Source organism: Streptomyces sp. NPDC047886 (genome assembly GCF_043204435.1).
Taxonomy (GTDB): domain Bacteria; phylum Actinomycetota; class Actinomycetes; order Streptomycetales; family Streptomycetaceae; genus Streptomyces.
In genome coordinates this window covers 451,726-476,842 of sequence record NZ_JBIDCF010000001.1, presented here as the reverse complement: position 1 = coordinate 476,842, position 25,117 = coordinate 451,726, and the positions used below count along the sequence as shown (strand labels likewise).

General features: G+C 72.7%; 23 protein-coding genes and 1 pseudogene. 8 read left to right on the top strand and 16 right to left on the bottom strand.

Annotated elements, in window-relative coordinates:
- Positions 1–87 precede the first annotated feature (87 nt).
- Both ACGF5U_RS02130 and ACGF5U_RS02125 read right to left on the bottom strand, forming a co-directional pair.
- Positions 88–594, bottom strand: coding sequence for a GNAT family N-acetyltransferase (locus tag ACGF5U_RS02130; protein ID WP_392714973.1), 507 nt, complete (start codon positions 592–594; stop codon positions 88–90).
- A gap of 139 nt (positions 595–733) precedes the next feature.
- A complete protein-coding gene (locus tag ACGF5U_RS02125; RefSeq protein ID WP_392714974.1) occupies positions 734–1,201 on the bottom strand; it encodes a hypothetical protein in 468 nt (155 codons plus the stop codon).
- Between the two features lie 776 nt (positions 1,202–1,977).
- Here ACGF5U_RS02125 and ACGF5U_RS02120 point away from each other — a divergent pair.
- Both ACGF5U_RS02120 and ACGF5U_RS02115 read left to right on the top strand, forming a co-directional pair.
- The gene (locus ACGF5U_RS02120; protein ID WP_392718984.1) at positions 1,978–2,523 is read left to right on the top strand and encodes a hypothetical protein; all 546 of its coding nucleotides are present in this window, start codon (positions 1,978–1,980) and stop codon (positions 2,521–2,523) included.
- A complete protein-coding gene (locus ACGF5U_RS02115) occupies positions 2,523–2,765 on the top strand; it encodes a hypothetical protein (RefSeq protein WP_392718982.1) in 243 nt (80 codons plus the stop codon). The genes ACGF5U_RS02120 and ACGF5U_RS02115 overlap by 1 nt, the downstream gene beginning before the upstream one ends.
- Positions 2,766–3,197: 432 nt before the next feature.
- On the opposite strand, the gene ACGF5U_RS02110 is transcribed toward ACGF5U_RS02115, so the two are convergent.
- On the bottom strand, positions 3,198–3,467 hold the full coding sequence (locus ACGF5U_RS02110; protein WP_392718980.1) for a hypothetical protein: 270 nt from the start codon (positions 3,465–3,467) through the stop codon (positions 3,198–3,200).
- Between the two features lie 117 nt (positions 3,468–3,584).
- Positions 3,585–3,923 (bottom strand): hypothetical protein, encoded by a 339-nt coding sequence (locus tag ACGF5U_RS02105; protein WP_392718978.1) that lies wholly within the window; start codon positions 3,921–3,923, stop codon positions 3,585–3,587.
- 139 nt (positions 3,924–4,062) lie between these two features.
- Here ACGF5U_RS02105 and ACGF5U_RS02100 point away from each other — a divergent pair, with 139 nt between their 5' ends.
- A complete protein-coding gene (locus ACGF5U_RS02100; RefSeq protein WP_392718976.1) occupies positions 4,063–5,319 on the top strand; it encodes a helix-turn-helix domain-containing protein in 1,257 nt (418 codons plus the stop codon).
- Positions 5,320–5,551: 232 nt separating this feature from the next.
- Here the strand turns inward: ACGF5U_RS02100 and glnA are convergent, their stop codons facing one another.
- Positions 5,552–6,961 carry a type I glutamate--ammonia ligase gene (gene glnA, locus ACGF5U_RS02095; RefSeq protein ID WP_392718974.1) on the bottom strand — a complete coding sequence of 470 codons (1,410 nt, stop codon included), beginning with the start codon at positions 6,959–6,961 and terminating at the stop codon, positions 5,552–5,554.
- Between the two features lie 222 nt (positions 6,962–7,183).
- Here glnA and ACGF5U_RS02090 point away from each other — a divergent pair, with 222 nt between their 5' ends.
- Positions 7,184–7,651, top strand: coding sequence for an RDD family protein (locus tag ACGF5U_RS02090; protein ID WP_392718971.1), 468 nt, complete (start codon positions 7,184–7,186; stop codon positions 7,649–7,651).
- A gap of 233 nt (positions 7,652–7,884) precedes the next feature.
- On the opposite strand, the gene ACGF5U_RS02085 is transcribed toward ACGF5U_RS02090, so the two are convergent.
- The 4 genes and pseudogenes from ACGF5U_RS02085 to lipB form a co-directional block, all read right to left on the bottom strand.
- Positions 7,885–8,592, bottom strand: coding sequence for a DUF4191 domain-containing protein (locus ACGF5U_RS02085; protein WP_392713758.1), 708 nt, complete (start codon positions 8,590–8,592; stop codon positions 7,885–7,887).
- 9 nt (positions 8,593–8,601) lie between these two features.
- The gene (locus ACGF5U_RS02080) at positions 8,602–8,817 is read right to left on the bottom strand and encodes a hypothetical protein (RefSeq protein WP_392713760.1); all 216 of its coding nucleotides are present in this window, start codon (positions 8,815–8,817) and stop codon (positions 8,602–8,604) included.
- 280 nt (positions 8,818–9,097) lie between these two features.
- Entirely contained in the window at positions 9,098–10,069 is a 972-nt protein-coding gene (lipA, locus tag ACGF5U_RS02075; protein ID WP_392713762.1) for a lipoyl synthase, read from the bottom strand.
- A gap of 315 nt (positions 10,070–10,384) precedes the next feature.
- Positions 10,385–11,191 (bottom strand): annotated as a pseudogene (gene lipB / locus ACGF5U_RS02070) (lipoyl(octanoyl) transferase LipB); the annotation flags it as partial.
- 243 nt (positions 11,192–11,434) lie between these two features.
- On the opposite strand from lipB, the gene ACGF5U_RS02065 reads away from it, so the two are divergent.
- Positions 11,435–12,955 (top strand): regulator, encoded by a 1,521-nt coding sequence (locus tag ACGF5U_RS02065; protein WP_392713764.1) that lies wholly within the window; start codon positions 11,435–11,437, stop codon positions 12,953–12,955.
- 425 nt (positions 12,956–13,380) lie between these two features.
- On the opposite strand, the gene ACGF5U_RS02060 is transcribed toward ACGF5U_RS02065, so the two are convergent.
- Positions 13,381–14,670: an NAD(P)/FAD-dependent oxidoreductase gene (locus tag ACGF5U_RS02060; RefSeq protein WP_392713766.1), complete on the bottom strand. Its 1,290-nt coding sequence runs from the start codon at positions 14,668–14,670 to the stop codon at positions 13,381–13,383.
- Positions 14,671–15,239: 569 nt separating this feature from the next.
- Positions 15,240–16,208, bottom strand: a complete 969-nt coding sequence (locus ACGF5U_RS02055) for a TIGR01777 family oxidoreductase (protein ID WP_392713768.1) — start codon at positions 16,206–16,208, stop codon at positions 15,240–15,242.
- 35 nt (positions 16,209–16,243) lie between these two features.
- Here ACGF5U_RS02055 and ACGF5U_RS02050 point away from each other — a divergent pair, with 35 nt between their 5' ends.
- Entirely contained in the window at positions 16,244–16,792 is a 549-nt protein-coding gene (locus ACGF5U_RS02050) for a GNAT family N-acetyltransferase (protein ID WP_392713770.1), read from the top strand.
- Here ACGF5U_RS02050 and ACGF5U_RS02045 read toward each other — a convergent pair.
- The gene (locus tag ACGF5U_RS02045) at positions 16,731–17,405 is read right to left on the bottom strand and encodes a TetR family transcriptional regulator (protein WP_392713772.1); all 675 of its coding nucleotides are present in this window, start codon (positions 17,403–17,405) and stop codon (positions 16,731–16,733) included. The two genes, ACGF5U_RS02050 and ACGF5U_RS02045, sit on opposite strands and share 62 nt — an antisense overlap.
- 91 nt (positions 17,406–17,496) lie before the next feature.
- Between ACGF5U_RS02045 and ACGF5U_RS02040 the strand changes: the two genes are divergently transcribed.
- Complete coding sequence (locus tag ACGF5U_RS02040; RefSeq protein ID WP_392713774.1) at positions 17,497–18,282, top strand: SDR family NAD(P)-dependent oxidoreductase; 786 nt, start codon at positions 17,497–17,499, stop codon at positions 18,280–18,282.
- Positions 18,283–18,367: 85 nt separating this feature from the next.
- Here ACGF5U_RS02040 and ACGF5U_RS02035 read toward each other — a convergent pair whose 3' ends face one another.
- On the bottom strand, positions 18,368–18,886 hold the full coding sequence (locus tag ACGF5U_RS02035) for a DUF4240 domain-containing protein (RefSeq protein ID WP_392714388.1): 519 nt from the start codon (positions 18,884–18,886) through the stop codon (positions 18,368–18,370).
- A 98-nt stretch (positions 18,887–18,984) separates the two neighbouring features.
- On the opposite strand from ACGF5U_RS02035, the gene ACGF5U_RS02030 reads away from it, so the two are divergent.
- The gene (locus ACGF5U_RS02030; RefSeq protein WP_392713776.1) at positions 18,985–20,079 is read left to right on the top strand and encodes an SDR family oxidoreductase; all 1,095 of its coding nucleotides are present in this window, start codon (positions 18,985–18,987) and stop codon (positions 20,077–20,079) included.
- Here ACGF5U_RS02030 and ACGF5U_RS02025 read toward each other — a convergent pair.
- From ACGF5U_RS02025 to ACGF5U_RS02015, 3 genes are all read right to left on the bottom strand, one after another.
- Positions 20,070–21,050 carry a helix-turn-helix transcriptional regulator gene (locus ACGF5U_RS02025; protein WP_392713778.1) on the bottom strand — a complete coding sequence of 327 codons (981 nt, stop codon included), beginning with the start codon at positions 21,048–21,050 and terminating at the stop codon, positions 20,070–20,072. The two genes, ACGF5U_RS02030 and ACGF5U_RS02025, sit on opposite strands and share 10 nt — an antisense overlap.
- A gap of 80 nt (positions 21,051–21,130) precedes the next feature.
- Positions 21,131–23,818: a pyruvate dehydrogenase (acetyl-transferring), homodimeric type gene (gene aceE / locus ACGF5U_RS02020; protein WP_392713780.1), complete on the bottom strand. Its 2,688-nt coding sequence runs from the start codon at positions 23,816–23,818 to the stop codon at positions 21,131–21,133.
- A 611-nt stretch (positions 23,819–24,429) separates the two neighbouring features.
- Positions 24,430–25,056, bottom strand: coding sequence for a GntR family transcriptional regulator (locus tag ACGF5U_RS02015; protein WP_392713782.1), 627 nt, complete (start codon positions 25,054–25,056; stop codon positions 24,430–24,432).
- Between the last annotated feature and the right edge of the window lie 61 nt (positions 25,057–25,117).

The following is a 25,117-nucleotide window of genomic DNA, read 5'->3' as shown; positions in this document are numbered from 1 at the left end:
AAGGAGCCGTGCGACTACTGCCGCACCGTCTCCGCCGTAGCGGGTCTCAACCGTCACCGTCCCGCCCCTCGCTCGCCTCGCCGCGCGTCACAGCGCATAGCAACGGACGGACACGGTCCGCGCCGGGGTCCATCGCTGCTCGGCCGTGCCCAGCAGCTCCCAGCCCAGCCGTTCGTACAACGCCACCGCCGCGGTGTCGGACGCGACGACGTCGAGCACCGGGCGCAGGGCGCGCTCCCGCGCTTCGGCGACCGCCCGGGCCATCAGGGCCGCGCCGATTCCGCGGCCGTGTGCCGACGGAGCGACGAACAGCCGGCTGACCACGGCGGTCGCCTCGATACCGACACCCTCGCGGTCGCTCCACAGCCGGGCCGCCACGTCGCTCCCGTCGGCTCGGCACAGGCCGACATGACCGACGACCCGGCCGTCCCACTCGGCCACCCACGCCGTGAGCAGCGTCGGCGGAGCGAGCCAGTCCGTGGGGCGGGCGGGCCAGTTCACCGGGTAGCCCTCGCGCTCGTGGACCGTCGCGAGCACGTCCGCGCACCCGTCGAGGTCCCGGTCGGTCCGCCGCCGCACACTCCACGTCTCCATCCCGGAACAGAAACACAGCGCGGGGCTACGCAGCCAGCCGATTTCAGCCGTGCTCGCGGTAGAGCCCGCTGAAGGGGCGCGACGGCGGCGTGGGTCGCCGTGACGTCGACCCGCCCCGCGGTCGTCTCGGAGCCGAGGATCAGCGGACCAGGGGCGAGGCACGGGCGACGAACGCTTCGATCGCGTGCCTCGCCTGGGCGTCCAGTGCGTCCCGCCCCGCCCGGTCCTGGGCGGTTGACACGTCCCGTGTGCACTGGTAGGCCCGCTCGGCCGCGAGGGTGACGTCCCGGTCGTCGGTGAGCAACTTGACGCGGTAGAGCGCCTGCCGGGTCGCCGTTCGGAGGCGGTGCGCTTCATCACGTGCCGTGATGAAAGCCTCTCCGTCCGGGTCCTGCCGCTTGCGGTACCAGCGGTCCGCCTGGCCATGGCGGTAGTCCTCCACGGCCGCGGCGAACGAACTGTACGCGGCCATGCGCTCCTGCCGGAGCGCTTCGGACCGCGCGAACAGCTCACCGCGTTCGGACGAGAGGCGCTGGAAGACATGCGTGATCACCGCACCCGTGAGCGTGCCCCCCACCGCTACGACACTTGTCCATATGGCTTCCACGGCATCAGCTGATCACAAAGGAGGCTGTCGTGTTACCGGTTCTGTCGCGCAGGCGGACGCGGTCCTGCGCTCGGTGGAGGCGCTCGGTGGGGGCGACCGGTGGGGGCGACAACGGCCGTCGGCGGCCCGGGGGAGCGGAAACCGCTCCGGCCCGCGGCGATCCTAGATGTCGAAGTACAGCTTCGACCATGCTCTGACCTGTGGTTGAACGCTCGGCCCGCACCCGCATTGCACACCCGTTGCACGAGAAACGTGATCTTGAACCTCATGCCGCGAGCCTGTAGCGCTGCCCGATCGCCTTCCGGGCCCCTCTCTACCGTATCGCCAGGACCACGCGGCGCCCAGCTCCACGCCCTCACTCGCCCGTTCACCGAGGCAGGCGCCGATGCAGCGTAGGACCGTGTCCCCACCGTGTCCCGACTGCGGCCCGGACACGGTCGTGTCCGACCGTAGGACCGTGTCCCAGTGTCCCTATAAAGGACACGGTCATACGGGACACAGTCGCAGCATCCAAGCCGAGCTGGGCCACGGTCACCGTGGCCCAGACACACACGCCCGCTTTTCTGAAAAGCGTCCTTCCCAGCCCCGCGCCCAGCTTTCATTTTTCTCCCCCCGGGCCGAATGCCACGGCGTTGATCTTGTGGCGCGCCTGCTGACCAGCAGCGATACCGGTGGAAGTGTGTGGGAGACGGTATGTGGTCCGCCGCACCACCTGTGCGGGAGAGACGCCGCCCTGCCCGGGCGGTGGGAGGCAGCGAAGCGAGAAGGAGAGGCACGTGAGCGAAGTATTGGTGACGCTGGCGGAGATCAAGGCGGCCACGGGCCGGAAGGCCGACAAAGTGCGCGCCGAGTGCGCCGAACTCGGGTTGCTCGTCGTCGACGACTGGGCGGGACGCCCGGCCGTCACGGTGGTCGACGCCCGGGAACTGGTGTCCGGGGCGATACGGAAGGCCCGGGAGCACGCGGCCGCACAGGATGAGATCCGGGCGGCATGCGCGCGGTGGGAGGCCGAGCGGGCCGCCGTCACCACGGCCGCAGCCGACGAAGCACAGGAGCGGGCGGAGCGGTCGAAGCGGCGACCGTTCCTGCCCGGGGCGTTCGTACGGCAGAGCGGACCGACGTCGGCCGAGATCCACGAGCTCCGCAGGGAGGCGTACCGGCACGCGGGCGCCCAGTTCGAGCGCCGCCACCCGCGTCCGGGCCCGTACGTGAGCCTGATGTTCGTGGACCCGTCGCAGGAGGGCTCGGCGGTAGCGGCGGCGGTGGGCGCGCTGCGCGGACCGGCCAAGCCCAAGGCGCAGCCTGGAATGGAGGTGGCGTGATGGCCGGAACGGAAGAGCAAGCGCAAGTGCGCCGGGGGCTGGGTTCCACCTTCCCCGCTGAGTGGGGCGTGCCGCCGGGGCGGCAGTACTCGGAGGAGCGGGCCCGGTGGATCGTGGAGCGGGTACGGGAGCACCAGGCGCTCACTGCCGTACGGCGCCGGGCACGGGAGGTCTCCCGCACGGGCGGGGAGCACACGCGGCGCGCTCAGCAACTCCTCATGAGGCGCCGGGACATGCTGTAGGGCGGCGCCGGACACCAGAACGGCCCCCAGAGCAGTTGTGGCTGCTCTGGGGGCCGTGGCCTGTCCGCCGCTCTCCTCCCCAGGGTGGACGGACGGGCCGTTGTGGTGCCTCCCGTGCCCGGCCGAAGGGGGCCGTGAAGGCCGGGCACGGGAGGCTGTCAGGGTGGCCGCCCGCCCCTCCGCCTGGGGGACGGAATGCGGGACGGGCGACCGGTCTACACGGTGATGACCTCCTGCCGGACGGAGCGGCCGTAGTGGCAGGCGCACGTGCACCGGATCGAGATGACCGGTGGGCCGATGAGCGGCCCACGCCCCTGGACGTACACATCCTGCGGCGGGGTGCAGTAGCCGCACTCACCGATGACGCACGCCCGGACTTCCCGGTCCGCTCCATCTCCGCCAACGCTTCCGTGATCGCCAGGCGTCGCCCGCTCACAGGGTCCCGTCCGGGTTCCCGGGCCAGCCGGGCTGGCGCTCCGGGTGCGCGAAGTAGTATCGGGCGCACTTCGGGCAGCAGTAGACCGTGAACCCGGGACCGGTCGCCTGGTCGATCTCGGAGACGACCATGGGCGTGTCCGTGATGCGGTGGCAGCGCACGCACATGCGGACCGGCTTGCGCACCGCCGGGCGCTCGGCACGAGGCATCGGCTCGACCGGAGCCGTCCACGTCTGCGTGAACGCGTCCCGGCGCTTCACCCTCATGCCCGCTCGGCAGCACGCACTGGAGGTGGTGACGCCCCGGACGCGGACGCTCCCACTCCGGGTGCCGCGCCCCGCACGGCTCCGTGCTCAGCGGCTCGACCCGCTTCAGGCGCGCGCTCACCGGGCCGCCCCCGCTCGGTGCTGGACCAGCGTGGCGAGGTCGATGCTGAAGTCCGCCGCGAGCACGAGCGTGCGGCGCCGCTGGATGCGCAGCCGTTCCTGCCGCCGCTCGTGAGCGATCAGGTACGGGCGGACGAGGGTGATCGTGGCGCTGTCGAACGTCTCGTACTGCCCGTACGGGGACCGATGAGCCGGGAGCGGCCGGGCGGCGCGATGGGTGGTCTGGGGACGCGCGGCGGGGGCCGGCCGGGTCCGACGGGATACGGCTCGTCGTCGGCCGGAGCCGGGCGCGAACGCGCCCAGGAAGAAGTGGAGGAAGGCATGGATAACGCCCACTGTCGACGCTCCTAGTCAGCGTTGGCCATGCCCCGGGGCCGGTCGCTCGGCCGCCGGGGTCCTTCGTGCCCGAGACCCTGGCGTCGACGTGGGTTTACACCCATCCCATGGCCCTATAGCGCCGCCCTATATTGGGGATATGGGGGCACCTTCCGAGGACCTGTGGTCCTGTCACCCGGACTTGGCGGCGGCAGTCACGAACGAGGACTGGGGCGCCGTCTTCCGCGCGTACCGGAAGCTCACCGGGCTGAGTCAGACGAAGCTCGGTGAGCGCGTCGGCCTGGTCCAGCCGGACGTGTCCGACATCGAACGCGGGCGCCGCAAGGTCACGTCCGTGGAAGTGCGTCAGCGCATCGTGTCCGGGCTCGGTATCCCTTCCGACCTGCAAGCGGTGGCCGCACATCTGGCCAGCAGCGTGGCGCCGGTTCCGCGGCTGATGCTTCCCGGGGCAGCGCCGGACGAGGACCTGTTGGCCCGCGTGACGAGCGTCGTCGACGCCTCGAACCACGTGGACGCCGCGACGCTGGACTGGCTTGACCGGCTGCTTGCCGAGCATCGCCGGGCGGAGGACCGCATCGGGTCACGGCCGCTCGTCAGCGTGGTGCACCAGCAGCTCCGGACCGTGGTGGACCTGCACGGGGGAGCGCGCCGCGCGCTGGCGGACCGGGTGGTGCGTCTCGCCGCCGAGCACGCGCAGTTCCTGGCGTGGATGGCGCAGGACCAGGCGCAGACCGCTTCGGCGCTCGCGTGGTACGACCGGGCCCACGAATGGGCGCTGGAGGCCGGAGACGCCAACATGGCCGCCACGACGCTCAGCATGAAGGCCCACATGGCGTGGTCCGGCGGGCGCGGCACCCGGTGCGTACGGTTGGCGCAAGCCGCCCGCTGGTCCGCGCCGGGCACATCGCTCGGCGTACAGGGCATGGCCGCCCAGATGGCCGCCCGAGGACACGCGCTGGATCACGAGGCGGACGACGCCCGCCGACTGCTCGACGAAGCGCAGGACCTCATCACCCGCGCGTCCAAGCACCCCGAGGACGAGCCGGTGTGGATGTACTTCTACGACGAGACGTGGTTCACCCTGCAACGCGGCATGGCATCCCTGCACCTGCGGGACTGGAGTACGGCTGCCGACCAGCTCGCGGAAGGGCTGGGCGCGCTGCCGGAGGAGTACCGCAGAGACCGGGCCTGGTACCGCTCGTGCCTGGCGCACGCGCTGGCTGGAGCCGGAGAGGCGGCGCAAGCCGCCGCCGTGGCGGTGGCGACCGTCCCCGACGCTTCCGCCGTCGGGCGCCCGCACTCTTGGAACGAACTGCACTCCACGGCGGCCGTGCTTATGCGCCAGGGAGCCAAGGAGGGGCGGGATCTCGTCGCCGCCCTCCGTGAGTACGACTGAGTGCGCGCTCCCGCGCGCAGTGCGCAGAAACGAGCCTGGCCCCTGCCGCGTCGTCGGACGAGGCGGGGGCCAGACTCGTTTGCTGATGGGGCATCAGCCACCCATGATCATCTTGCACGGGGATTGCACAAGAGGGTGGGAAGCGGCCCTGAAGAACGGGAACTGATGGGAACCGTTCTCACAGGTCAGGGCCGGTTCTGCCGGATCGCCGCCGATGGCGGCCAGCCAGGGTTTAGATGTCGAAGTACAGCTCGAACTCGTGCGGGTGCGGGCGCAGCTGGATCGGGGCGATCTCCTTGGTGCGCTTGTAGTCGATCCACGTCTCGATCAGGTCGGACGTGAAGACGCCACCCGCCTGGAGGTACTCGTTGTCCTCCTCCAGGGCGTTGAGGACGGACGCGAGGTCGGTCGGGACCTGGGGGACGCCCGCGTGCTCCTCGGGGGCGAGCTCGTAGAGGTCCTTGTCGATCGGCTCGGCCGGCTCGATCTTGTTCTTGATGCCGTCCAGGCCGGCCAGCAGCAGGGCCGAGAAGGCCAGGTACGGGTTGGAGGACGGGTCCGGGGCGCGGAACTCGACGCGCTTGGCCTTCGGGTTCGAGCCGGTGATCGGGATACGCATCGCGGCGGAGCGGTTGCGCTGCGAGTACACCAGGTTGACCGGGGCCTCGAAGCCGGGAACCAGGCGGTGGTACGAGTTCACCGTCGGGTTGGTGAAGGCCAGCAGCGACGGGGCGTGCTTGAGGATGCCGCCGATGTAGTAGCGGGCGGTGTCCGACAGGCCGGCGTAGCCCTGCTCGTCGTAGAAGAGCGGCTCGCCGCCCTGCCACAGCGACTGGTGGACGTGCATGCCCGAGCCGTTGTCACCGAAGATCGGCTTCGGCATGAAGGTCGCGGTCTTGCCGTTGCGCCAGGCGACGTTCTTCACGATGTACTTGAAGAGCATCAGGTCGTCGGCCGCGGCGAGCAGCGTGTTGAACTTGTAGTTGATCTCGGCCTGGCCGGCGGTGCCGACCTCGTGGTGCTGGCGCTCGACCTGGAGGCCGGACCGCTCCAGCTCCAGGGAGATCTCGGCGCGCAGGTCGGCGAAGTGGTCGACCGGCGGGGCCGGGAAGTAGCCGCCCTTGTAGCGGACCTTGTAACCGCGGTTGTCCTCGAGCGCACCCGTGTTCCAGGCGCCGGCCTCGGAGTCGATGTGGTAGAAGCCCTCGTTCGCCGTGGTGTTGAAGCGGACGGAGTCGAAGACGTAGAACTCGGCCTCGGGGCCGAAGAACGCGGTGTCCGCGATGCCGGTGGAGGCGAGGTAGGCCTCGGCCTTCTTGGCGATGTTGCGCGGGTCGCGGCTGTACTGCTCACCCGTGATCGGGTCGTGGATGAAGAAGTTGATGTTGAGCGTCTTGTCGCGGCGGAAGGGGTCCACCCGAGCGGTGGAGAGGTCCGCGCGCAGCGCCATGTCGGACTCGTGGATGGCCTGGAAACCGCGGATCGACGAGCCGTCGAAGGCCAGCTCCTCGGCCGGGTCGAAAGCCTTGGCCGGGATCGTGAAGTGCTGCATCACGCCCGGGAGGTCGCAGAAGCGGACGTCGACGAACTTGACGTCCTCGTCCGCGATGAACTTCTGGGCTTCGTCGGCGTTCTGGAACATCCAACTCCTCCTACTCCCACCCGGGGGAGGGCGGGGTTGTAGCTCGGTCGTGCGGCCAGTGCGGTGGCACACGCTGGACCCGACCATAGGCACGCGGGATTTCTCAAGCATGACCCATTTGTTTCGCCCAAGTTAACCGGCACGGGCTCGTCCGGCGGCCCCCGAGGGCCTGCTGCGGACCCGGCGCGGGGTGATCGAAAACGGTCGCAGTACCGTGTACGGGTGGACAACAGGCAAGCAATCGGATCGTGGCTCTCCGGGCCCCGCGCGGCCGCCGAGGAGATGGGCGCCGACCTCGGTTACCGAGGGGAGCGGCTGGGTCTGCCGCAGGAGGGTACGGGCGCCATCGCCCCGCTCGGGCGGCGCTTCGGGGCGCTCTTCGTCGACTGGTTTCTGTGCATGCTGATCGCATACGGCCTGATCGCGCGTGGTGACGGAAACGCGACCGGCAACTGGGCGCTGGGCGTGCTCTTCGTCCTCAGCGTCGTCACCGTCGGTACGGTCGGCAGCACTCCCGGCAAGCGGCTGTTCGGTCTGCGCGTCATCTCGGTCGACGGCGACCGGCTCGGCCTCGGCCGGGTCGTCGTGCGCAGCCTGCTGCTGTGCCTCGCGATCCCGGCCCTCATCTGGGACCGCGACGGTCGCGGGCTGCACGACCGGCTCGCCCGCGCGGTCCAGGTCAGGGCCTGACCCGTCGGGGTCCCGGCCGCCAGGTCCCACCCGGCGGCCGGCGCACGGCGCACGGCGGACGGGTGCGGCATACGGCGGACGAGTGCGCGTACGGCGGCTGGCCACGGCGGACGAAGTGCGCGTACGGCGCACGAGGCGGCGTACGGGCCGGCATACGTGTCGGCATGGGCTTCGGCATACGAGAGGGGCGCCCCGGCGAGCTGCCGGGGCGCCCCTCTCGTGTCGTCGTGAGGTCAGCGCATCTTTCCGCCGCGTGGCATTCGCATGCCCTTCGGCATCGGGCCCTTCGGCAACGGCATGTTGCTCATCAGGTCGCCCATCGCCCGCAGCCGGTCGTTGGCCACCGTCACCTGCGCGGCGGACAGTACGCGCGGCAGTTTCAGCATCGTGGTGCGCACCTTCTTCAGCGGCACCTGGCCCTCGCCGTCACCGACGACGATGTCGTGCACCGGCACGTCCACGACGATGCGGGCCATCCGCTTCTTCTCGGCGGCCAGCAGGGTCTTCACCCGGTTCGGGTTGCCCTCGGCCACCAGCACGATGCCGGCCCTGCCCACCGCCCGGTGGACGACGTCCTGGCTGCGGTTCATCGCCACCGCCGGGGTCGTCGTCCAGCCTCGGCCCACGTTCTGCAGGACGGCGGCCGCCGCGCCGGGCTGGCCCTCCATCTGCCCGAAGGCCGCCCGCTCGGCGCGCCGCCCGAAGACGATCGCCATCGCGAGGAAGGCCAGCAGGAAGCCCAGGATGCCCAGGTAGACCGGGTGCCCGATCAGGAAGCCGATCGCGAGGAGGGCGCCGAAGACGACGATCCCCACACCCGCGAGGACTAGACCGACCTTCGGGTCGGACCGTCGGGTCATCTTGTACGTCAGAGCGATCTGCTTCAGTCGCCCTGGGTTCGCAGCGGCGTCACCGCTGTCTGATTTTGCCTTCCTCGCCATGCTCTGAGTTTACGTGGCCGAGGAAGTGCGACCAGCCGCGGCCTCCAGTACGTGCTGCGTCTCCACCCGGTCCTTGGCGCGGCGCCGGTCCTCCAGGACGGATGTCCAGGCGTTCCGGCGGGCCGTGCGTTGTCCGCTGCCGAGCAGCAGCGCCTCGACGGCGCGCAGGGCATCGGTGACGGACGGAAGGGCGTTGGCGCGTACCTGCTGAGTCGCGGCCTGCATGTCGGTTGTCTCCCTCGGTGCCGGTGGGCGATGAGGTGGGGGGCGTGGTGACGCGAGCCGGGGCGAGCCGGTGGAAGCGGCGCGTCACGGCGCGTGTGCGGCGTGGAACCAGTCTTATCAGCTGGTGTTACCAGGGCGTGACCGACCGGTCAAACACCCATGAAGCCTTGACGCACCTCTCATGGAACCCGAAGCGGCCCGTACGCGCCCCTCACCTGCGGGGAACGGACGGGCCGCGCCGAATCGGCCATTACTGGCCGGTAATGATTTGTGCGTGAATTCACACGGTGGGGGCCGCCGCCGTCGCCGCCGCGCCACGGGCCTCCATGGCCTGCTGGAACAGCCGGCCCGCCCGGTACGAGGAGCGGACCAGGGGGCCCGACATCACACCGGAGAAGCCGATCTCGTCGGCCTCCTCCTTCAGCTCCACGAACTCCTGCGGCTTCACCCAGCGCTCCACCGGGTGGTGGCGCACCGACGGGCGCAGGTACTGCGTGATCGTGATGAGCTCGCAACCCGCCTCGTGCAGGTCCCGCAGCGCCTCACTGACCTCCTCGCGGGTCTCGCCCATGCCGAGGATCAGGTTCGACTTGGTGACGAGACCGGCCTCACGGGCCTTGGTGATCACGTCGAGGGAGCGCTCGTAACGGAAGCCGGGGCGGATCCGCTTGAAGATCCGCGGCACCGTCTCGACGTTGTGCGCCAGCACCTCGGGGCGGGAGGAGAACACCTCGGCGAGCTGCTCGGGGACCGCGTTGAAGTCGGGGATCAGCAGCTCGACCTTGGTGCGGCCGCCCTCGCGGCCGGCCGTCATCGCGTGGATCTGCCGCACGGTCTCCGCGTACAGCCAGGCGCCGCCGTCCTCCAGGTCGTCGCGGGCGACACCGGTGATCGTGGCGTAGTTCAGGTCCATCGTGACGACGGAGTCGCCCACGCGGCGCGGCTCGTCCCGGTCCAGGGCCTGCGGCTTGCCCGTGTCGATCTGGCAGAAGTCACAGCGCCGGGTGCACTGGTCGCCGCCGATGAGGAAGGTCGCCTCGCGGTCCTCCCAGCATTCGAAGATGTTCGGACAGCCCGCTTCCTGGCAGACCGTGTGCAGCCCCTCGCTCTTCACGAGCTTCTGCATCTGGTTGTACTCGGGGCCCATCTTCGCCCGGGTCTTGATCCACTCGGGCTTGCGCTCGATGGGGGTCTGGCTGTTCCGGACCTCCAGGCGCAGCATCTTGCGTCCGTCGGGTGCGACTGCGGACACGGCTGGCTCCTACGGCTTCGATTCCTCGGCGAACACCAGGGTACGCCCGATAAAAGTGTGGCCTCACGCCCGCCCGTCTCTAGGCCACCACCCCCTGCTGGACAGCGCCACGGCGGACAGCGCCACGCGGCGGCGCTGGTGCCAACCCCGGGTCGGCGGGGCGCATTCCCGGGCGGCGCGTTCGCGGGCGCCCTAGACGGTCGCCTTCTCGGCCGGCCGGGCGGTCGTGTTCCCGTCCGGTCCGCCGGTCGTGTTCCCGCCCGGCTCGCCGGTCGTGTTCACGGCCGGGTGCTCCGCCGTCCGCCCTGCCGGGCCGGACGGGGCGGTCTCCGTGTTCCCGGCGACCGGGCGCGGCGTCGGCTCCGCGTTCTCCAGGACCTCCCGCAGGTGCCTCTCCACCACGGGCAGCACCTCCGCGATCGTCACATCGCGCCCCAGCTCGTTCGCGATCGACGTCACACCGGCGTCCCGGATGCCGCACGGCACGATCCGGTCGAACCAGGTGTTGTCCGGGTTCACGTTCAGGGCGAAGCCGTGCATCGTCACGCCCTTGGCCACCCGGATGCCGATGGCCGCCAGCTTGCGGTCCTCCCGGCGCTGCCCCGCGTTCGACGGGGCGTACTCGGGGCCGTTCAGCCGGGGGTCGAACTCCTCGTCGTGCAGGCGCGGGTCGAAGTCCAGGGAGAGCCCGCCCAGCGCCGGCCGCTCCTCCACCGGGTCGCCCAGCACCCACACACCGCTGCGGCCCTCCACCCGGGTGGTCTCCAGGCCGAAGTCCGCGGCCGTCCGGATGAGGGCCTCCTCCAGGCGGCGCACATGCGCCACGACGTCCACGGGGCGGGGCAGCTTCAGGATCGGGTAGCCGACGAGCTGGCCCGGACCGTGCCAGGTGATCTTGCCGCCCCGGTCCACGTCCACGACCGGCGTGCCGTCCAGGGGGCGCTCGCTGTCCTCCGTACGCCGCCCGGCCGTGTAGACCGGCGGGTGCTCCAGCAGCAGGCAGGTGTCCGGGACCTCGTCCGCGAAACGGGCGGCGTGGACCTCGCGCTGCCTGTCCCACGCCTCCCGGTACTCGATGGCGTCCTCACCGAACCCCAGATGGACGAATCGCAGCTCACTCACGGCACCGTCTCCCTAGAAAAGCGCGTATCACGCCACCGCCACTGTACGGCGGCCGCCGGGACACCGGTCGGGCAGGTGCGACCGCCCGCCGGCACACGGTGCGCCCGTCAGCATCGCCCCCAATCCTCACACGATCGGATGAATGTGGGGCGAAGGTGGCGGTATCGATGCCGATGGCGGTTAAATTCGCGCCGTTCCAAGGGGGCTGCACCCCGGCCCGGAAGGCAGGAGACCGCACAGCTGATGACGGATCGACCCCCGCAGCGCAACCCGAATCGCCAGCTCGCCGCGCTTATCGCCGAAGCCGGCTTCTCCAACGCAGGACTTGCCAGACGGGTGGATCAGCTAGGGCTCGAACATGGCCTCGACCTCCGGTACGACAAGACGTCCGTCACGCGCTGGCTGCGCGGGCAACAGCCCCGGGGCACCACCCCGGCCCTGATCGCCGAGGTCTTCACCCGGCGCCTCGGGCGGCGGCTGTCCGCCCAGGACCTCGGCCTGGACGCCTGCGCCCCGGTGTACGCGGGCCTGGAGTTCGCGTCGACCCCGGAAGAGGCGGTCGACATCGTCAGCGGGCTGTGGCGCAAGGACTCCGGCAGCCACGCCGAACTCCGCAAGATCGCCTTCACCCCGGCGGGGCTGGTCGTCCCCAGCCGGGACTGGCTGATCGGACGGGCCGACGAACGGGTCGGACGCGGCGAGCTCCCGCCACCACCCGGCCGCGTCCCCTTCCAGGGCCGCCCCGGCCCGTCCCCGGCCGCCGCGCCCGCCGGGCCCGGGGCCGCCACCCTCCCGGCCCACACGCCGTCGGTGCCGAGACAGCGCGGCGCCGACCGGGGCACCGAGCGGGGCCCGGGACAGCGCGTGTCCGGCGGCGACATCGCGGCGCTGCGCTCCGTCGGCGAACTGTTCCGCACCCTCGACCACGCGTACGGCGGCGGACACGCCCGCCAGGCCCTCGTCCGCTACCTGGAGCACGAGGCCGAGCCGATGCTGCGCGGCACGTACGGCGAGACGACCGGCAGACGGCTGTTCGCCGCGGCCGCCGACCTGACCCGGCTGGCCGGCTGGACGTCGTACGACATCGCCGCCCACGGCCTCGCCCAGCGGTACTTCGTCCAGGCGCTGCGGCTCGCGCAGGCCGCCGGGGACCGGGCGTACGGCTCGTACGTCCTGGTGACCATGAGCCGCCAGGCCGTCTACCTCGGGCACGGCCGTGAGGCCGTGCAGCTGGCGCGCGTCGCCCAGCAGGGCATCGGCTCGTCGGCGCCCCCCGTCGTCCAGGCGCTGCTCCACGCGGTCGAGGCGCGCGGGCACGGCGTGCTGGGGGAGGTGCGGGCGTGCACCGCGTCGCTCGTCCGGGCCGAGCGGGCCCTCGACGCCGCGCGCCCCGGCGACGACGTCCCGTACTGGGCCCGGTTCTTCGACGAGGGCCAGCTCGCCGACGAGTTCGGGCACTGCCACCGGGACCTCCAGCAGTACCGGGCGGCCGCGCAGCACGCGGAGCGCTCGCTCCAGCTGCACTCGCCCGCGTTCGCCCGCAGCCGGCTGTTCTGCCGGGTGGTGCTCGCCACCTCCCGGCTGGGCCTCGGCGAGCTCGACCAGGCGTGCGCCCTGGGTGCGGAGGCGGCCCAGCAGGCGTCGGAGATGCGCTCCGCGCGCGCGGTGGAGTACGTACGGGACTTCGAACGGCGCCTGGAGCCCTACCGGGACGCTGCCGCCGTCCGGAACTACCGTGACCGGGTGGGCGCCACCCTCGGCTGACACCCGGCCCTTCCCCGACCGGAGCCCCGCGAGTGGCGTGCCGCCCCGTACTCGGCACCCCACTCGCGGAGCTCCGGCCCCCGGGCGCCCGCCCTCGGGCTACCCGCCCCCCGGCCCCCCTGCCCTCGGGCGCCCCGCCCCCGGAGTCCGCCGCCCCCGGCAGCCCGCCCCCGGGGCGCCCCCTGCCGCCGGGCTGTCTGCCGCCGGGCCCATCCGCCCGGGCGCCCCGCCCCCGGCCACCCGCCCCCGGGCCCCGCCCCCGGAGTCCGGCCGCCCCCGGTGCCGGGGCATCCCCCCTGCCCCGCACCCGGCCGGACCCCGCCCAGGCCCCCGCCCCCGTCCACGGGTGCTCGTTCGGCGCCCCCCAGCGCCTACCGCCCCAGCACCCGCGCCCCCGCGTCACGCCACGGCGCGCCCCCCCCGCGTTACGCCACGGCGCCCAGGGTGTGGGGGGTGTGGGCCGGCGGGAAGCCCAGGTCGCGGAGGATGGCCTGGGCGGCGCGCCGGCCGGAGTGCAGCGCCCCCTGCGCCGTGCTGATGTCACGGTGGTCGCCGCACACGTACAGGCCGGCCAGCAGGCGCACCGGGCGGCGCAGATCGTGCGGGGGGAGCATGGCGGGGACGGCCTCCGGGTCGTGCCGGACGGCCAGCAGCTCCCAGTCGTCCGTGGGCGTCCCGTACAGCCCCGCCAGGTGCGCCCTGACCCGGCGGTCCAGATCGTCCGGCGGGGCGCCCAGCACCGTCGAGGTGACCAGGACACGGCCGTCCGGGGCGCGGGACGCGTCCACCTCGCTCATCACCGCCGTATGCGACACCGGTCCCGAGCGGTCGGCGTCGAGCACCAGCGACGGGGTCGACAGCGGAGCCGCCGGAGCCGTGTGGTGCAGCACCGTCACCGCGTGGAAGTCCGGCACCCGCAGTCCCGGCAGCAGTTCGGCGGCGGCGCGGGCACCGGTGGCCACCACCAGCGACCGGCAGGACAGTTCGCCGTGCTCGGCGGTGACGACCCGGCTGATCGACGCGTCCTTCACGCGTACCCCCGTCCGTACCGTGCCGGGCGGCAGCGCCGCCGCCAGCCGCTGCGGCAGCGTCGCCGCACCGCCCGCCGGGACGCACAGCCGGCCCCGGGCGTAGGCGCGCAGCGTGAGGTCGGCGCACCGGCTGGACGTGGTCAGCTCCGGGTCGCTGAGCAGGGCAGACAGCAGTGGGCGCAGGAACGTCCTGACCGTACGGGCCGGCAGGCCGCGCCCCAGGAGCGCCTCCAGCGCGGGCCGTTCGGGCCGGGCCAGCAGCCGCGCCGTCGGCATGGCCGCGAGGCGCGAGAACGCCGCGCCCAGCCGGGCCTGGTCCAGCGGCCGCGGCGTGCTCGCCAGCACCCGTGCCCTGGTGAGCGCCCCGCGCGTGCCGCCCAGCTCGCCGGTCCTGTGCAGCCGGCCGGCGCTGTGCACCAGCACGCCCGGCTGGAAGGCCCGCAGGTCCCCGCTGTCGAAGCCGGGCGTGCGGCGCAGTTCGGGATACGAGGTGTTGAGGAGCTGACCGATCCGGTCGAGCCGGAACCCGTCGACGTGGTCGGTGGCCATCCGCCCCCCTACCTGTGGAGCGGCCTCCAGGACGCTGACCGTCAGCCCGGCGCTGGTCAGCTGGTGAGCCGCAGCAAGCCCTGCGAGCCCGGCTCCGACGATGACGACGTCCGCGTGGCGTGCGGTACTGAGCACGTGTCCCTCCCCGGGGTGACGGTTCGGTGCGTGGGTGGCTCATGCCCCCGACGGGGCTCCGGAATGCCCGAGTTCGGGTCGGGTTCGGGTTCTGCTCTCGGGTCTGGTTTCCGGTCTGGTGACGGGTCTGGTTTCGGGTCTGGTGACCGGTCTGGTGACCGGTCTGGACGCGAGTCCGGTGACGGGTCCGGTTTCGGGTCCGGTTTCGGGTCTCCCCGGTCCTCCCGGATGTCTCCGGTCCTCCCGGATGTCTCCGGTCCTCCCGGGTGTCCCCGGTCCTCCCGGGTGTCCCCGGGTGTCTCTGCGGTCGGCTGTACTTCCGTGTCGAGTCGGGTTTCTTCCGGTGGCTCCCAAGCGGCTCCTGAGCGTAGGGGGCCCCGCCACGCCGGGGCAGTCGCGCGCGTGGGGGGTCACCGATGCACGGAGGTCGCACACGCGTGCTGCTCGCTGCCCCGCCATGGCCGGTTACGGACAGGCCGGTGCTCCCGCACACCTCGGTACGCGGCGGTGCGGCATCGCGAGCGCCCGCGCGATCGAGGGGGGTGAAGACGGCGCGGCCCGTCCGGGCCTCAGGCGCGTGCCGCCGCGCGGATCGCCCCGTCGATCGAGGGGAACGCGAACCGGAACCCGGACTCCAACAGCCTCCTGGGCAGCACCCGCTGGCTGCCCAGCACGTCCGACGCGAGGTCGCCGAGGGCGAGGCGCAGCGCGGCCGCCGGGACGGGGAACGGGGTCGGGCGCCTGAGGACGCGCCCCATCGCGGCCGTCACCTCCCGGTTGGTGACCGGTTCCGGGGCCGTCAGGTTCACCGGGCCGGACAGCGACTCGGTGTCGATGATGTGCCGCAGCGCCGCCACCTGGTCGTGCAGCGCGATGAAGCTCCAGTACTGCCGGCCGTCGCCGAGCCGGCCGCCGAGTCCGGCGCGGAACAGCGGGAACAGCCGCCCCCACGCGCCGCCATCGCGCGACACCACAAGCCCGGTGCGGCCGTGCGCGACCCGGACGCCCGCCTCCTCCGCCGCGGCCGTGGCCTCCTCCCACTCCACGCACACCGACGCCAGGAAGCCGTCCCCCGCCGGGGCCGACTCGTCCACGGCCCGTTCGCCGGTGTCGCCGTAGTAGCTGACGCCCGACGCGCACACCAGCACCTTCGGCGGTACGTCGAGGGAAGCGGCGGCCTCCGCGATCGCGGCCGTGCCGAGCACCCTGCTGTCCCGGATGCGCTTCTTGTGCGCCTCGCTCCAGCGGCGGTCCCCGATGCCGGCGCCCGCGAGGTGCACGACGGCGTCGCAGCCCGCGAGGCCGGCCACGTCCACGTACTGCCGCTCCGGGTCCCACTCCACCTCGTGCCGCCCCCGCGCCGGGCGCCGCACGAGCCGCACCACGTCGTGGCCGTCGGCCCGCAGGGAGCGTGCCAGGGCCGAGCCGATGAGCCCGGTGGCACCGCTCACCGCGATACGGGACGTGCCACCGGAGAGGTCCAGGGGCCGGGAAGCGTCCAGGGGCCGGGGAGGGTCCTGCGGCCGGGAAATGTCCATGGGTCCCATCCTGCCCTCATGGCACAGTGACCGGCATGACCTCCCCGCACATACGCCCCGCACGTCACGGCGACGCGGAGGCGCTCGCCGCCCTCGACCGCACGACCTGGTCCCCGCTGCACGCCGTGGTGCCGAAGCCGCAGCCGCCGTACGACCCGTTCTTCGACTCCACGCACCGCCCGGAGGACTATCTCGTCGCCGACGACGGTGCCGGCGTGCCGCTCGGATACGTACGGATCGGTCTGCCGACGCGGCTCGCCTGCAACGCCCACGTCCGGCAGATCCAGGGCCTCGTGGTCGCCGATTCGGCGCGCGGGCGCGGTATCGCGCGGGCGCTGCTGCGCGCGGCGGGCGAGGAGGCGCGCCGCCAGGGGGCGACCCGGCTGACCCTGCGCGTCCTCGGCCACAACGCCCCGGCGCGCACGCTGTACGAGGCGGAGGGGTTCGTGGTGGAGGGGGTGCTGCCCGGCGAGTTCTACCTCGACGGCCGGTACGTCGACGACGTCTTCATGGGCCGCAGCCTCATCGACCCGAGCCGGGGCCCGGGGCGGGGCCGGGAGCCGGGGGCGGCGTCAGCAGGCTGATGCCGCCCGCGAGTTCGCGCAGGCAGCGCACCGCGAGCGGGCCCGCTTCGGCGGCGGGGGCGTCCGTCCCGGCCCAGGTCTCCAGCGCCACCCGGATCGCGGCCGTGGCCGCCGCCGACGCGAGCCGGACGTCCACCGGGTCGGCGTCCGGGCCGGCCAGCGCGGCGACCACGGGCCGCAGCAGCTCCTCCGACTCGTGGTTGACCCTGTACCAGACGGCCCGCAGCGCCGGGTCGCCGTCGGCCGCTCGGAGCAGCCCCCGGGTGCGGCGCAGGCCATCGGCCGCGGTCTCGTCCGGTACGGCCAGGGCCTCGGCGACCGACCGCTCCAGGGCGGCGGCCAGCGGCTCGGCGCCCCGTTCGCCGGCCGGCGCGGCGGCCGCGAGCAGGGCGCGCCACCGGTCGGCGCCCCCGGTGAGGAACGGCGCGACCGCGTCCTGCTTGTTGCGGAAGTACCGGTAGAACGTGCGCAGGGCGACGCCCGCGCGTTCGGCGATGTCCTCGGCCGTCGTCGCGTCCGGGCCCCGGTCGGTGAACAGGTCGGCGGCGGCGCGGGCGATGTCGAGCTGGGTGGCGGCCTTCCGGCGTTCGGTCAGGGAGGGCTTGGTGCTCATCGAAAAGAAGCCTACGCCCGGACAGACCACCCCATACGACCCCTGGTGCCACTATGGCAAAACGTGTCACTCGCGCGTACGGTGTCGCCCCATGGACCGCTACCAGAACCGCCGTGTACTGATCACAGGAGCCGGCTCGGGCATCGGCCGCGCCACCGTCCTCCGGATCCTCGCCGAGGGCGGCCGGGTCGTCGCCGTCGACGTCGACGAGGCGGGGCTGAAGGCCACGTACGAACGAGCGGTGACCGCCGGCGGCACGGCGTCCGACGTCACCGGGCGCCTCACGACCGCGTTCCTCGACGTCTCCGACGAACGGTCCGTCACCGCCGGTGTCGCCGAGGCCGTCGACACCCTCGGCGGCCTGGACGTCCTGGTCAACGCCGCCGGGATCCTGCGCTCCGAGCACACCCACCGCACCACGCTCGACCTCTTCAACCGGGTCGTCGCGGTCAACCTCACCGGCACGTTCCTGATGATCCGCGAGGCCGTCCCCGCGCTGCTGGCCGGCGACCGGCCCGTGATCGTGAACTTCTCCTCCACCTCCGCCGCGTTCGCCCACCCCTATATGTCGGCGTACGCCGCGAGCAAGGGCGGCATCCAGGCGATGACCCACGCCATCGCGAGCGAGTACAGCCGGCAGGGCCTGCGCGCCGTCTGTGTCGCACCGGGCTCGATCGCCTCCGGCATGACCACCGGCTCCGGCCCCGGCCTCCCGGACGACGCCGACATGAGCCTGTTCACGAAGCTCGTGCCCGCCATCGGGCAGGGCTTCGCCGGTCCCGAGACGGTCGCGGGAGTCGTCGCCATGCTCGGCTCGGAGGACGGCGCGTTCATCACGGGCACCGAGATCCGCGTCGACGGCGGCACCCACTTCTGACGCACGCGCCCCGGCACCCCGCCCGGGGCCGCCGACCCCCGTCCAGGGGCCGCCATGGCCCCGGGGCGGTGGCGGCCTCCCCGGGTCAGCCGCCGAACCTCTCCCACAACCGGGGGAAGCGCTCCGCCAGCGCCGCCTCGTCCTCCGGGTCGAACGGGGTGCCCTCCGGCTCAGCGGGCTGACCCGCGATGCCGAGGTCGGGCGCCACGACACCGGTGAGCTGCTCGTACGCCTCGTCCGCCGCGTACCCGAGCTCCTCCCCGTCCCCGTCGATCTCCTCGTCGAAGTCGTCCAGGAGCTCGGCGAGCGCGTCCGGTTCGTGCACCCCGCCCTCGAAGACCTCCCGCCCCTGGCCGATCAGCCAGCAGCGGAAGTAGTCGAAGGCGTCGTCGCTGGCGCCGCCCAGCAGTACGGCCGCCGCACCCCACAGGTCCCAGGTGTACGCACGGTTGTAGCGGGACTCGAAATGCCGGGCGAAGTCCAGCACGGAGTCGGGATCGAGCTGGAGCAGCCGCTCGACCAGCAGGTCGGCATGGTCCTCGGGGTCGCCCTCGGCGGCCTCGCGGGTCGAGTCGACGATCTCCCAGAACTCCGTCTCGTCCATCACGGGACAAGCATCGGGCGTCACGGGGAACGGCGCACGCGGAGCGGCCGAAATGAAACCGGACAGAAGATGTCGGGTTTCCCTGCGACAGTCGGCGTATGACCAACGGGAACACCCACACCCCCACCGCCGGCGCCACCCCGGACACCCCCGACGCGACCCGCCCCACCACCGCCGGAACCACCCCCGGCACCGCCACCGGCAGCTCCCCCGGCACCGCCACCGGCAGCTCCCCCGGCACCGCCCCCACCACTCCCGGCACCGCCCCCGGCGTATCCGTCGAGCGGCCCCTGGCCGGCACGGTCGCCCTGGTCGCGGGTGCCACCCGGGGCGGCGGCCGCGCCATCGCCGTCCAGCTCGGCGCCGTCGGCGCCACCGTGTACGTCACCGGCCGCACCACCCGCGACCACGTCAGCGAGGTCGGCCGCCCCGGCGAGACCATCGAGGAGACCGCCGAACTGGTCACCGCGGCGGGCGGCGAAGGCATCGCCGTCCCCACCGACCACCTCGTACCGGACCAGGTGCGGGCGCTGGTCGCCCGGATCGACCGCGACCACGGCCGCCTCGACACCCTCGTCAACAGCCTCTGGGGCGGCGACCACCTGCTGGAGTTCGGCGTCAAGATGTGGGACACCGACCTGGAGCAGGGCCTGCGCATGCTCGACCTCGGCATCCGCAGCCACGCCATCACCAGCGGCATCGCCCTGCCGCTGCTCGTCCGGCACCCCGGCGGCCTGCTCGTCGAGATGACCGACGGCACGGCCGAGTACAACCAGCGCTTCCGCGAGAACTTCTACTACGACCTCGCCAAGACCACCCCTATCCGGATGGCCTTCGCCCTCGCCCACGACCTGGAGGACACCGGCTGCACCGCCGTCGCGCTGTCCCCCGGCTTCCTGCGCTCCGAGGAGATGCTCGACGCGTTCGGCGTGCGGGAGGAGAACTGGCGCGACGCCTGCGCCCGCGAACCCCACTTCGCCGTCGCCGAGTCACCCGTCTACGTCGGCCGCGCGGTCGCCGCCCTCGCCGCGGACCCCGACCGCTCCCGCTGGAACGGCCAGTCGCTGTCCAGCGCCCAGCTCGCCAAGGAGTACGGCTTCACCGACGCCGACGGCTCCCAGCCGGACGCCTGGAGCTACTTCCGGGACGTCGTCCACGGCGACAAGGACGCACCCGCCGACGACTACCGCTGACCCGGGGCGCCGTACAGGGCCGCCATCCCGGCCGCCGCCCCGGCGAACCGTTCCCGCAGCGTGGCCGGTTCCAGGACCTCCGCCTCCGGGCCGAGCGCCAGGAGCTGGCTGAACGCCACCTCCTCCGACTCCACCGGCAGGGTGACCGTCACCCGGCCGGTGGGGTCCGCCGGCCCCGCCGCAGCCAGCGCCTCCCGCGCGGCGGCCGGATCCGTCAGGTGCGGCAGCCGTCGCGCGCCCGCGTCCGACAGCCGCACCACCACCTCCGTACGCAGGAGCGACCGGGCGAACTCGGCGGCCCGCTCCTCCCAGAACTCCGGCAGGTCGAAGCCCTCGTCCCGCGCGAACCGCTCCGCGCCCGGCGCCACCGCCTCGAACCGGTCCACCCGGTACACCCGGAACGCCTCGTCCGCGCGGGCGCACAGGTACCAGACGCCCGCCTTCAGCACGAGCCCGTACGGCGCCAGCTCGCGTTCCACGACCGTGTCGCCGCGCCGGTAGCGGGCCGACACCAGCCGGTCGTCCCACACCGCGTCGGCGATCGCCGGCAGCAGCTCCGGGGCCTGCGGCTCCTGGTACCAGCCCGGCGCGTCCAGGTGGAACCGCTGCGCCGCCGACTCCGGGGCGCCCCGCAGCGACGGCAGCAGCGCGGCGGACACCTTCAGCCGGGCCGCCGACGCCGCGTCGTCCAGGCCCATGTCCCGCAGCGCACCCGGCACGCCCGACAGGAACAGCGCCTCCGCCTCGCCGCGCGCCAGGCCGGTCAGCCGCGTCCGGTAGCCGCCGACCAGCCGGTACCCGCCGCTCCGCCCCCGGTCCGCGTACACCGGAACGCCCGCCTCCGACAGGGCGAGCGCGTCCCGGGTGATCGTCCGCTCGGACACCTCCAGCTCCCGCGCGAGCTCACCGGCGGTCATCGACGGCCGGGACTGGAGCAACAGCACCATCTTGATCAGGCGGGCGGCACGCATGCGCCCATCATGCCTGTGCCCCCGGACGCGGGGAGGCGGGCCGGGGGCACAGGCAGAACAGCGGGACTCCGGGATACGGGCTACAGGCCGTAGCGCTCCCGGGCGTCCTTCACCGCGGAGGCCGGGACCTCACCGCGCCGGGCCAGCTGGGCCAGGGCGGCGACCACGATCGACGGCGCGTCCACACCGAAGTGGCGGCGCGCGGCCTCACGGGTGTCCGACAGGCCGAAGCCGTCGGCGCCGAGCGAGCTGTAGTCCTGCTCGACCCACTGGGCGATCTGGTCCGGGACCTGGCGCATGTAGTCGCTGACCGCCAGGACGGGGCCCTGCGCGTCGGCCAGCGCCTGACGCACGTACGGCACCCGCTCCTCGCCGCGCAGCAGCGCCGCGTCGGCCTCCAGCGCGTCGCGCCGCAGCTCGGTCCACGAGGTCGCGGACCACACGTCGGCGGTCACGCCCCACTCGTCGGCCAGCATCCGCTGCGCGTCCAGCGCCCAGTGGATGGCCGTGCCCGACGCCAGCAGCTGCAGACGCGGCGCGCCCTCGGCGCCCGAGCCCTCCTTGAACCGGTACAGGCCCTTGACGATGCCCTCGTCGACACCCTCGGGCTTCGCCGGCTGCGGCATCGGCTCGTTGTAGACGGTCAGGTAGTAGAAGACGTTCGGGTCCTCGCCCGGCGCGCCCTCGCCGTACATGCGGCGCAGACCGTCCTTGACGATCACCGCGACCTCGTACGCGAACGCCGGGTCGTACGTCAGGGCCGCCGGGTTCGTCGCCGCGATGACCGGCGAATGCCCGTCGGCGTGCTGGAGCCCCTCACCGGTCAGGGTCGTACGACCGGCCGTCGCGCCCACCAGGAAGCCCCGGCCGAGCTGGTCGCCGAGCTGCCACATCTGGTCGGCGGTCCGCTGCCAGCCGAACATCGAGTAGAAGATGTAGAACGGGATCATCGGCTCGCCGTGCGTCGAGTAGGCGGTCGACGCGGCGATGAAGTCGGCCATGGACCCGGCCTCGGTGATCCCCTCGTTGAGGATCTGGCCGTTGACGGCCTCCTTGTAGTACATCAGCTGGTCGCGGTCGACCGGCTCGTACGTCTGGCCCTTCGGCGAGTAGATGCCGAGCGACGGGAACAGCGACTCCATACCGAACGTACGGGCTTCGTCCGGGACGATCGGAACCCAGCGCCTGCCGGTCTCCTTGTCGCGCACCAGGTCCTTGACGAGCCGCACGAACGCCATGGTCGTGGCGACCGACTGCGCACCGGAGCCCTTGTCGAACGCGGCGAACGCCCTGTCCGCGGGAGCGGGCAGCGGCGCCACCGGGTGCACCCGGCGAGCCGGCGCGGGACCACCCAGCGCGGCACGCCGCTCCTGCAGGTAGCGCACCTCCGCCGAGCCGGCGCCGGGGTGCCCGTAAGGCACCTGGCCGCCCTCGAAGGCGCTGTCCGGGATCGGCAGCTCCAGCAGGTCGCGCATCGCCTTGAACTCGTCCACCGAGAGCTTCTTCATCTGGTGGTTGGCGTTCTTGGACGCGAAGCCCTTGCCGAGCGTGTGACCCTTCACGGTCTGCGCGAGGATGACGGTGGGCGCGCCCGCGTGCGTCAGCGCGGCCCGGTAGGCGGCGAAGACCTTGCGGGACTCGTGGCCGCCGCGCGAGTAGTGGAAGCACTCGAGGATCTTGTCGTCGGACAGCAGCTTCGCCATCTCGACCAGCGCCGGGTCGGCACCGAAGAAGTCCTGGCGGATGTAGGCCGCGTCCCTCGTCTGGTACGTCTGGACCTGAGCGTCCGGCACCTGGCGCAGCCTGCGTACGAGCGCGCCGGTGGTGTCCAGCTGGAACAGCTCGTCCCACGCGGAGCCCCACAGCGTCTTGACGACGTTCCAGCCGGCCCCGCGGAACTGGGCCTCCAGCTCCTGCACGATCTTGAAGTTGGCGCGGACCGGGCCGTCGAGGCGCTGCAGGTTGCAGTTGATGACGAAGGTCAGGTTGTCCAGACCCTCGCGGGCGGCGAGCGCGAGAGCCGCCGTCGACTCGGGCTCGTCCATCTCACCGTCGCCGAGGAACGCCCAGACGTGCGAGTTCGACACGTCCTTGATCCCGCGGTTGGTGAGGTAGCGGTTGAACCGTGCCTGGTAGATCGCCGACAGCGGGCCGAGGCCCATCGACACGGTCGGGAACTCCCACAGCCACGGCAGCCGGCGCGGGTGCGGGTAGGACGGCAGTCCGTTGCCGCCGGACTCCTGCCGGAAGTTGTCCAGGTGCGCCTCGGTCAGGCGCCCGTCCAGGAAGGCCCGCGCGTAGATGCCCGGCGACGCGTGCCCCTGGATGAACAGCTGGTCACCGGAGCCGTCGGCCTCCTTGCCCCGGAAGAAGTGGTTGAACCCGGTCTCGTAGAGCCAGGCGGCGGAGGCGAAGGTGGCGATGTGGCCGCCGACGCCGTACTTGGAGCCGCGGGACACCATGGCGGCGGCGTTCCACCGGTTCCACGCGGTGATCCGCGCCTCCAGCGCCTCGTCGCCGTCGAAGCCGTAGCCGGCCTCGGCGGCGGTGGGGATGGTGTTGACGTAGTCGGTTTCGAGCAGCTTCGGCAGCGCGAGACCGGCGCCCTCGGCGCGCTCCAGGGTGCGTCGCATCAGATACGCGGCGCGGTGCGGCCCCGCCGCTTCGGTGACGGCGTCGAGGGACGCCTGCCACTCGGCGGTCTCCTCGGGGTCGCGATCCGGCAGCTGGTCGAGCTCGCTCGGCTGGATGCGGGTGGGGTCGGTCATAATCGCCGCCTTCCGGAGTCGAAGGGGTGTGGAGCCCTTGGTCTTGGCAGGACAGGGCGAGGGGACCTCTGTTGAAGTCCGCCGACGACTGTACGACCGTGATCGATGATCGATCAAAGGGTGAGCGGCAAAATCTTATGCGCAGCGCCAAAGTCGGCATCGGGTGCCATGAAAACGGGCACCGGGTGCCGTGTTTTCGCAGGTGACGCCCCACGCATGAGCGCCCCCACCCCAGAATGAGCACACGCCGAGGCGGACCCGAAGGCGCCGTCCCCCGCGCGGGAGGGGCCACGCGCGGGGGCCCGCCCTCGGGGAGGGCTAGCGGGGAGGGGGCACGCGGGGGTGGTCGTCGGAGTGAGCCCCGGAGTCGTCGGCCGGGTGGCGGCGGGCTCTCGGGGACGGGCCACGCGCGGGGGCGGACCGCCGAGGACGTGCTACGCGCGGGACGGGTCGGTGGGAGGGCCTACGCGCGGGGCGTGCCCCGGTAGAGGCTACGGGCGGGGACGGACCGGGGGAGGAGGGGTTGCGCGCGGGACGGGCCCCTCCGGGGGCCTCGGGGTGGCGGGCCTTCGGGAAGGGGGTCACGCCCGGGGGCGGAACGCGGGGGAGGGTTACGCGCGGGGGGCGCAGCCCAGGACGTGGGCCTTGACCAGCGCGCCGATCTCAGGGTCCCGGCGGCGGAACGCCTCCATCAGGTCCTGGTGCTCCTGCGCGTACTCCTTCTGCACCGTCCCGAGCCAGCGGATCGACAGGGCCGTGAACACCTCGATGCCGAGCCCCTCCCAGGTGTGCAGCAGCACCGCGTTGTGCGCGGCGCGCACCAGCTCCCGGTGGAAGGCGACCGTGTGCCGCACCTGCGCCGTACCGTCCCCGTGCGCGTCCGCCTCGTACAGCGCCGCCACGTGCGGCTCCAGCGCCGAGCAGTCGGCCGCCAGGCGCTCCGCCGCGAGCTCGGCCGCGATCTGCTCCAGGCCCGCCCGTACCGGGTAGCTCTCCTCCAGGTCCGCCGCCGAGAGGTTCCGCACCCGCACGCCCTTGTTCGGCGCCGACTCGATCAGGCGGAGGCTCTCCAGCTCCCTGAGCGCCTCCCGTACGGGTGTCTGGCTGACCTGGAGCTCGGTCGCGATGCGCCGCTCCACGATCCGCTCGCCCGGCTTCCACCGCCCGCTGACGATGCCCTCCACGATGTGCTCGCGGATCTGTTCGCGCAGCGAGTGGACGACGGGCGGGGTGGTCATGGGGGCTCCTTCGCTGCTGCGGCGGTTGCCGCCATTATTCCGCCCGGGTTCGGTATACGGG

Excerpts from the sequence above, each read along its gene's own strand:
- ACGF5U_RS02130 (WP_392714973.1), bottom strand. The coding sequence starts at position 594 with ATGGAGACGTGGAGTGTGCGGCGGCGGACCGACCGGGACCTCGACGGG.
- ACGF5U_RS02115 (WP_392718982.1), top strand. The coding sequence starts at position 2,523 with ATGGCCGGAACGGAAGAGCAAGCGCAAGTGCGCCGGGGGCTGGGTTCC.
- ACGF5U_RS02110 (WP_392718980.1), bottom strand. The coding sequence starts at position 3,467 with ATGAGGGTGAAGCGCCGGGACGCGTTCACGCAGACGTGGACGGCTCCG.
- ACGF5U_RS02100 (WP_392718976.1), top strand. The coding sequence starts at position 4,063 with ATGGGGGCACCTTCCGAGGACCTGTGGTCCTGTCACCCGGACTTGGCG.
- glnA (WP_392718974.1), bottom strand. The coding sequence starts at position 6,961 with ATGTTCCAGAACGCCGACGAAGCCCAGAAGTTCATCGCGGACGAGGAC.
- ACGF5U_RS02085 (WP_392713758.1), bottom strand. The coding sequence starts at position 8,592 with ATGGCGAGGAAGGCAAAATCAGACAGCGGTGACGCCGCTGCGAACCCA.
- ACGF5U_RS02080 (WP_392713760.1), bottom strand. The coding sequence starts at position 8,817 with ATGCAGGCCGCGACTCAGCAGGTACGCGCCAACGCCCTTCCGTCCGTC.
- ACGF5U_RS02065 (WP_392713764.1), top strand. The coding sequence starts at position 11,435 with ATGACGGATCGACCCCCGCAGCGCAACCCGAATCGCCAGCTCGCCGCG.
- ACGF5U_RS02055 (WP_392713768.1), bottom strand. The coding sequence starts at position 16,208 with ATGGACATTTCCCGGCCGCAGGACCCTCCCCGGCCCCTGGACGCTTCC.
- ACGF5U_RS02050 (WP_392713770.1), top strand. The coding sequence starts at position 16,244 with ATGACCTCCCCGCACATACGCCCCGCACGTCACGGCGACGCGGAGGCG.
- ACGF5U_RS02045 (WP_392713772.1), bottom strand. The coding sequence starts at position 17,405 with ATGAGCACCAAGCCCTCCCTGACCGAACGCCGGAAGGCCGCCACCCAG.
- ACGF5U_RS02040 (WP_392713774.1), top strand. The coding sequence starts at position 17,497 with ATGGACCGCTACCAGAACCGCCGTGTACTGATCACAGGAGCCGGCTCG.
- ACGF5U_RS02035 (WP_392714388.1), bottom strand. The coding sequence starts at position 18,886 with ATGGACGAGACGGAGTTCTGGGAGATCGTCGACTCGACCCGCGAGGCC.
- ACGF5U_RS02030 (WP_392713776.1), top strand. The coding sequence starts at position 18,985 with ATGACCAACGGGAACACCCACACCCCCACCGCCGGCGCCACCCCGGAC.
- ACGF5U_RS02025 (WP_392713778.1), bottom strand. The coding sequence starts at position 21,050 with ATGCGTGCCGCCCGCCTGATCAAGATGGTGCTGTTGCTCCAGTCCCGG.
- aceE (WP_392713780.1), bottom strand. The coding sequence starts at position 23,818 with ATGACCGACCCCACCCGCATCCAGCCGAGCGAGCTCGACCAGCTGCCG.
- ACGF5U_RS02015 (WP_392713782.1), bottom strand. The coding sequence starts at position 25,056 with ATGACCACCCCGCCCGTCGTCCACTCGCTGCGCGAACAGATCCGCGAG.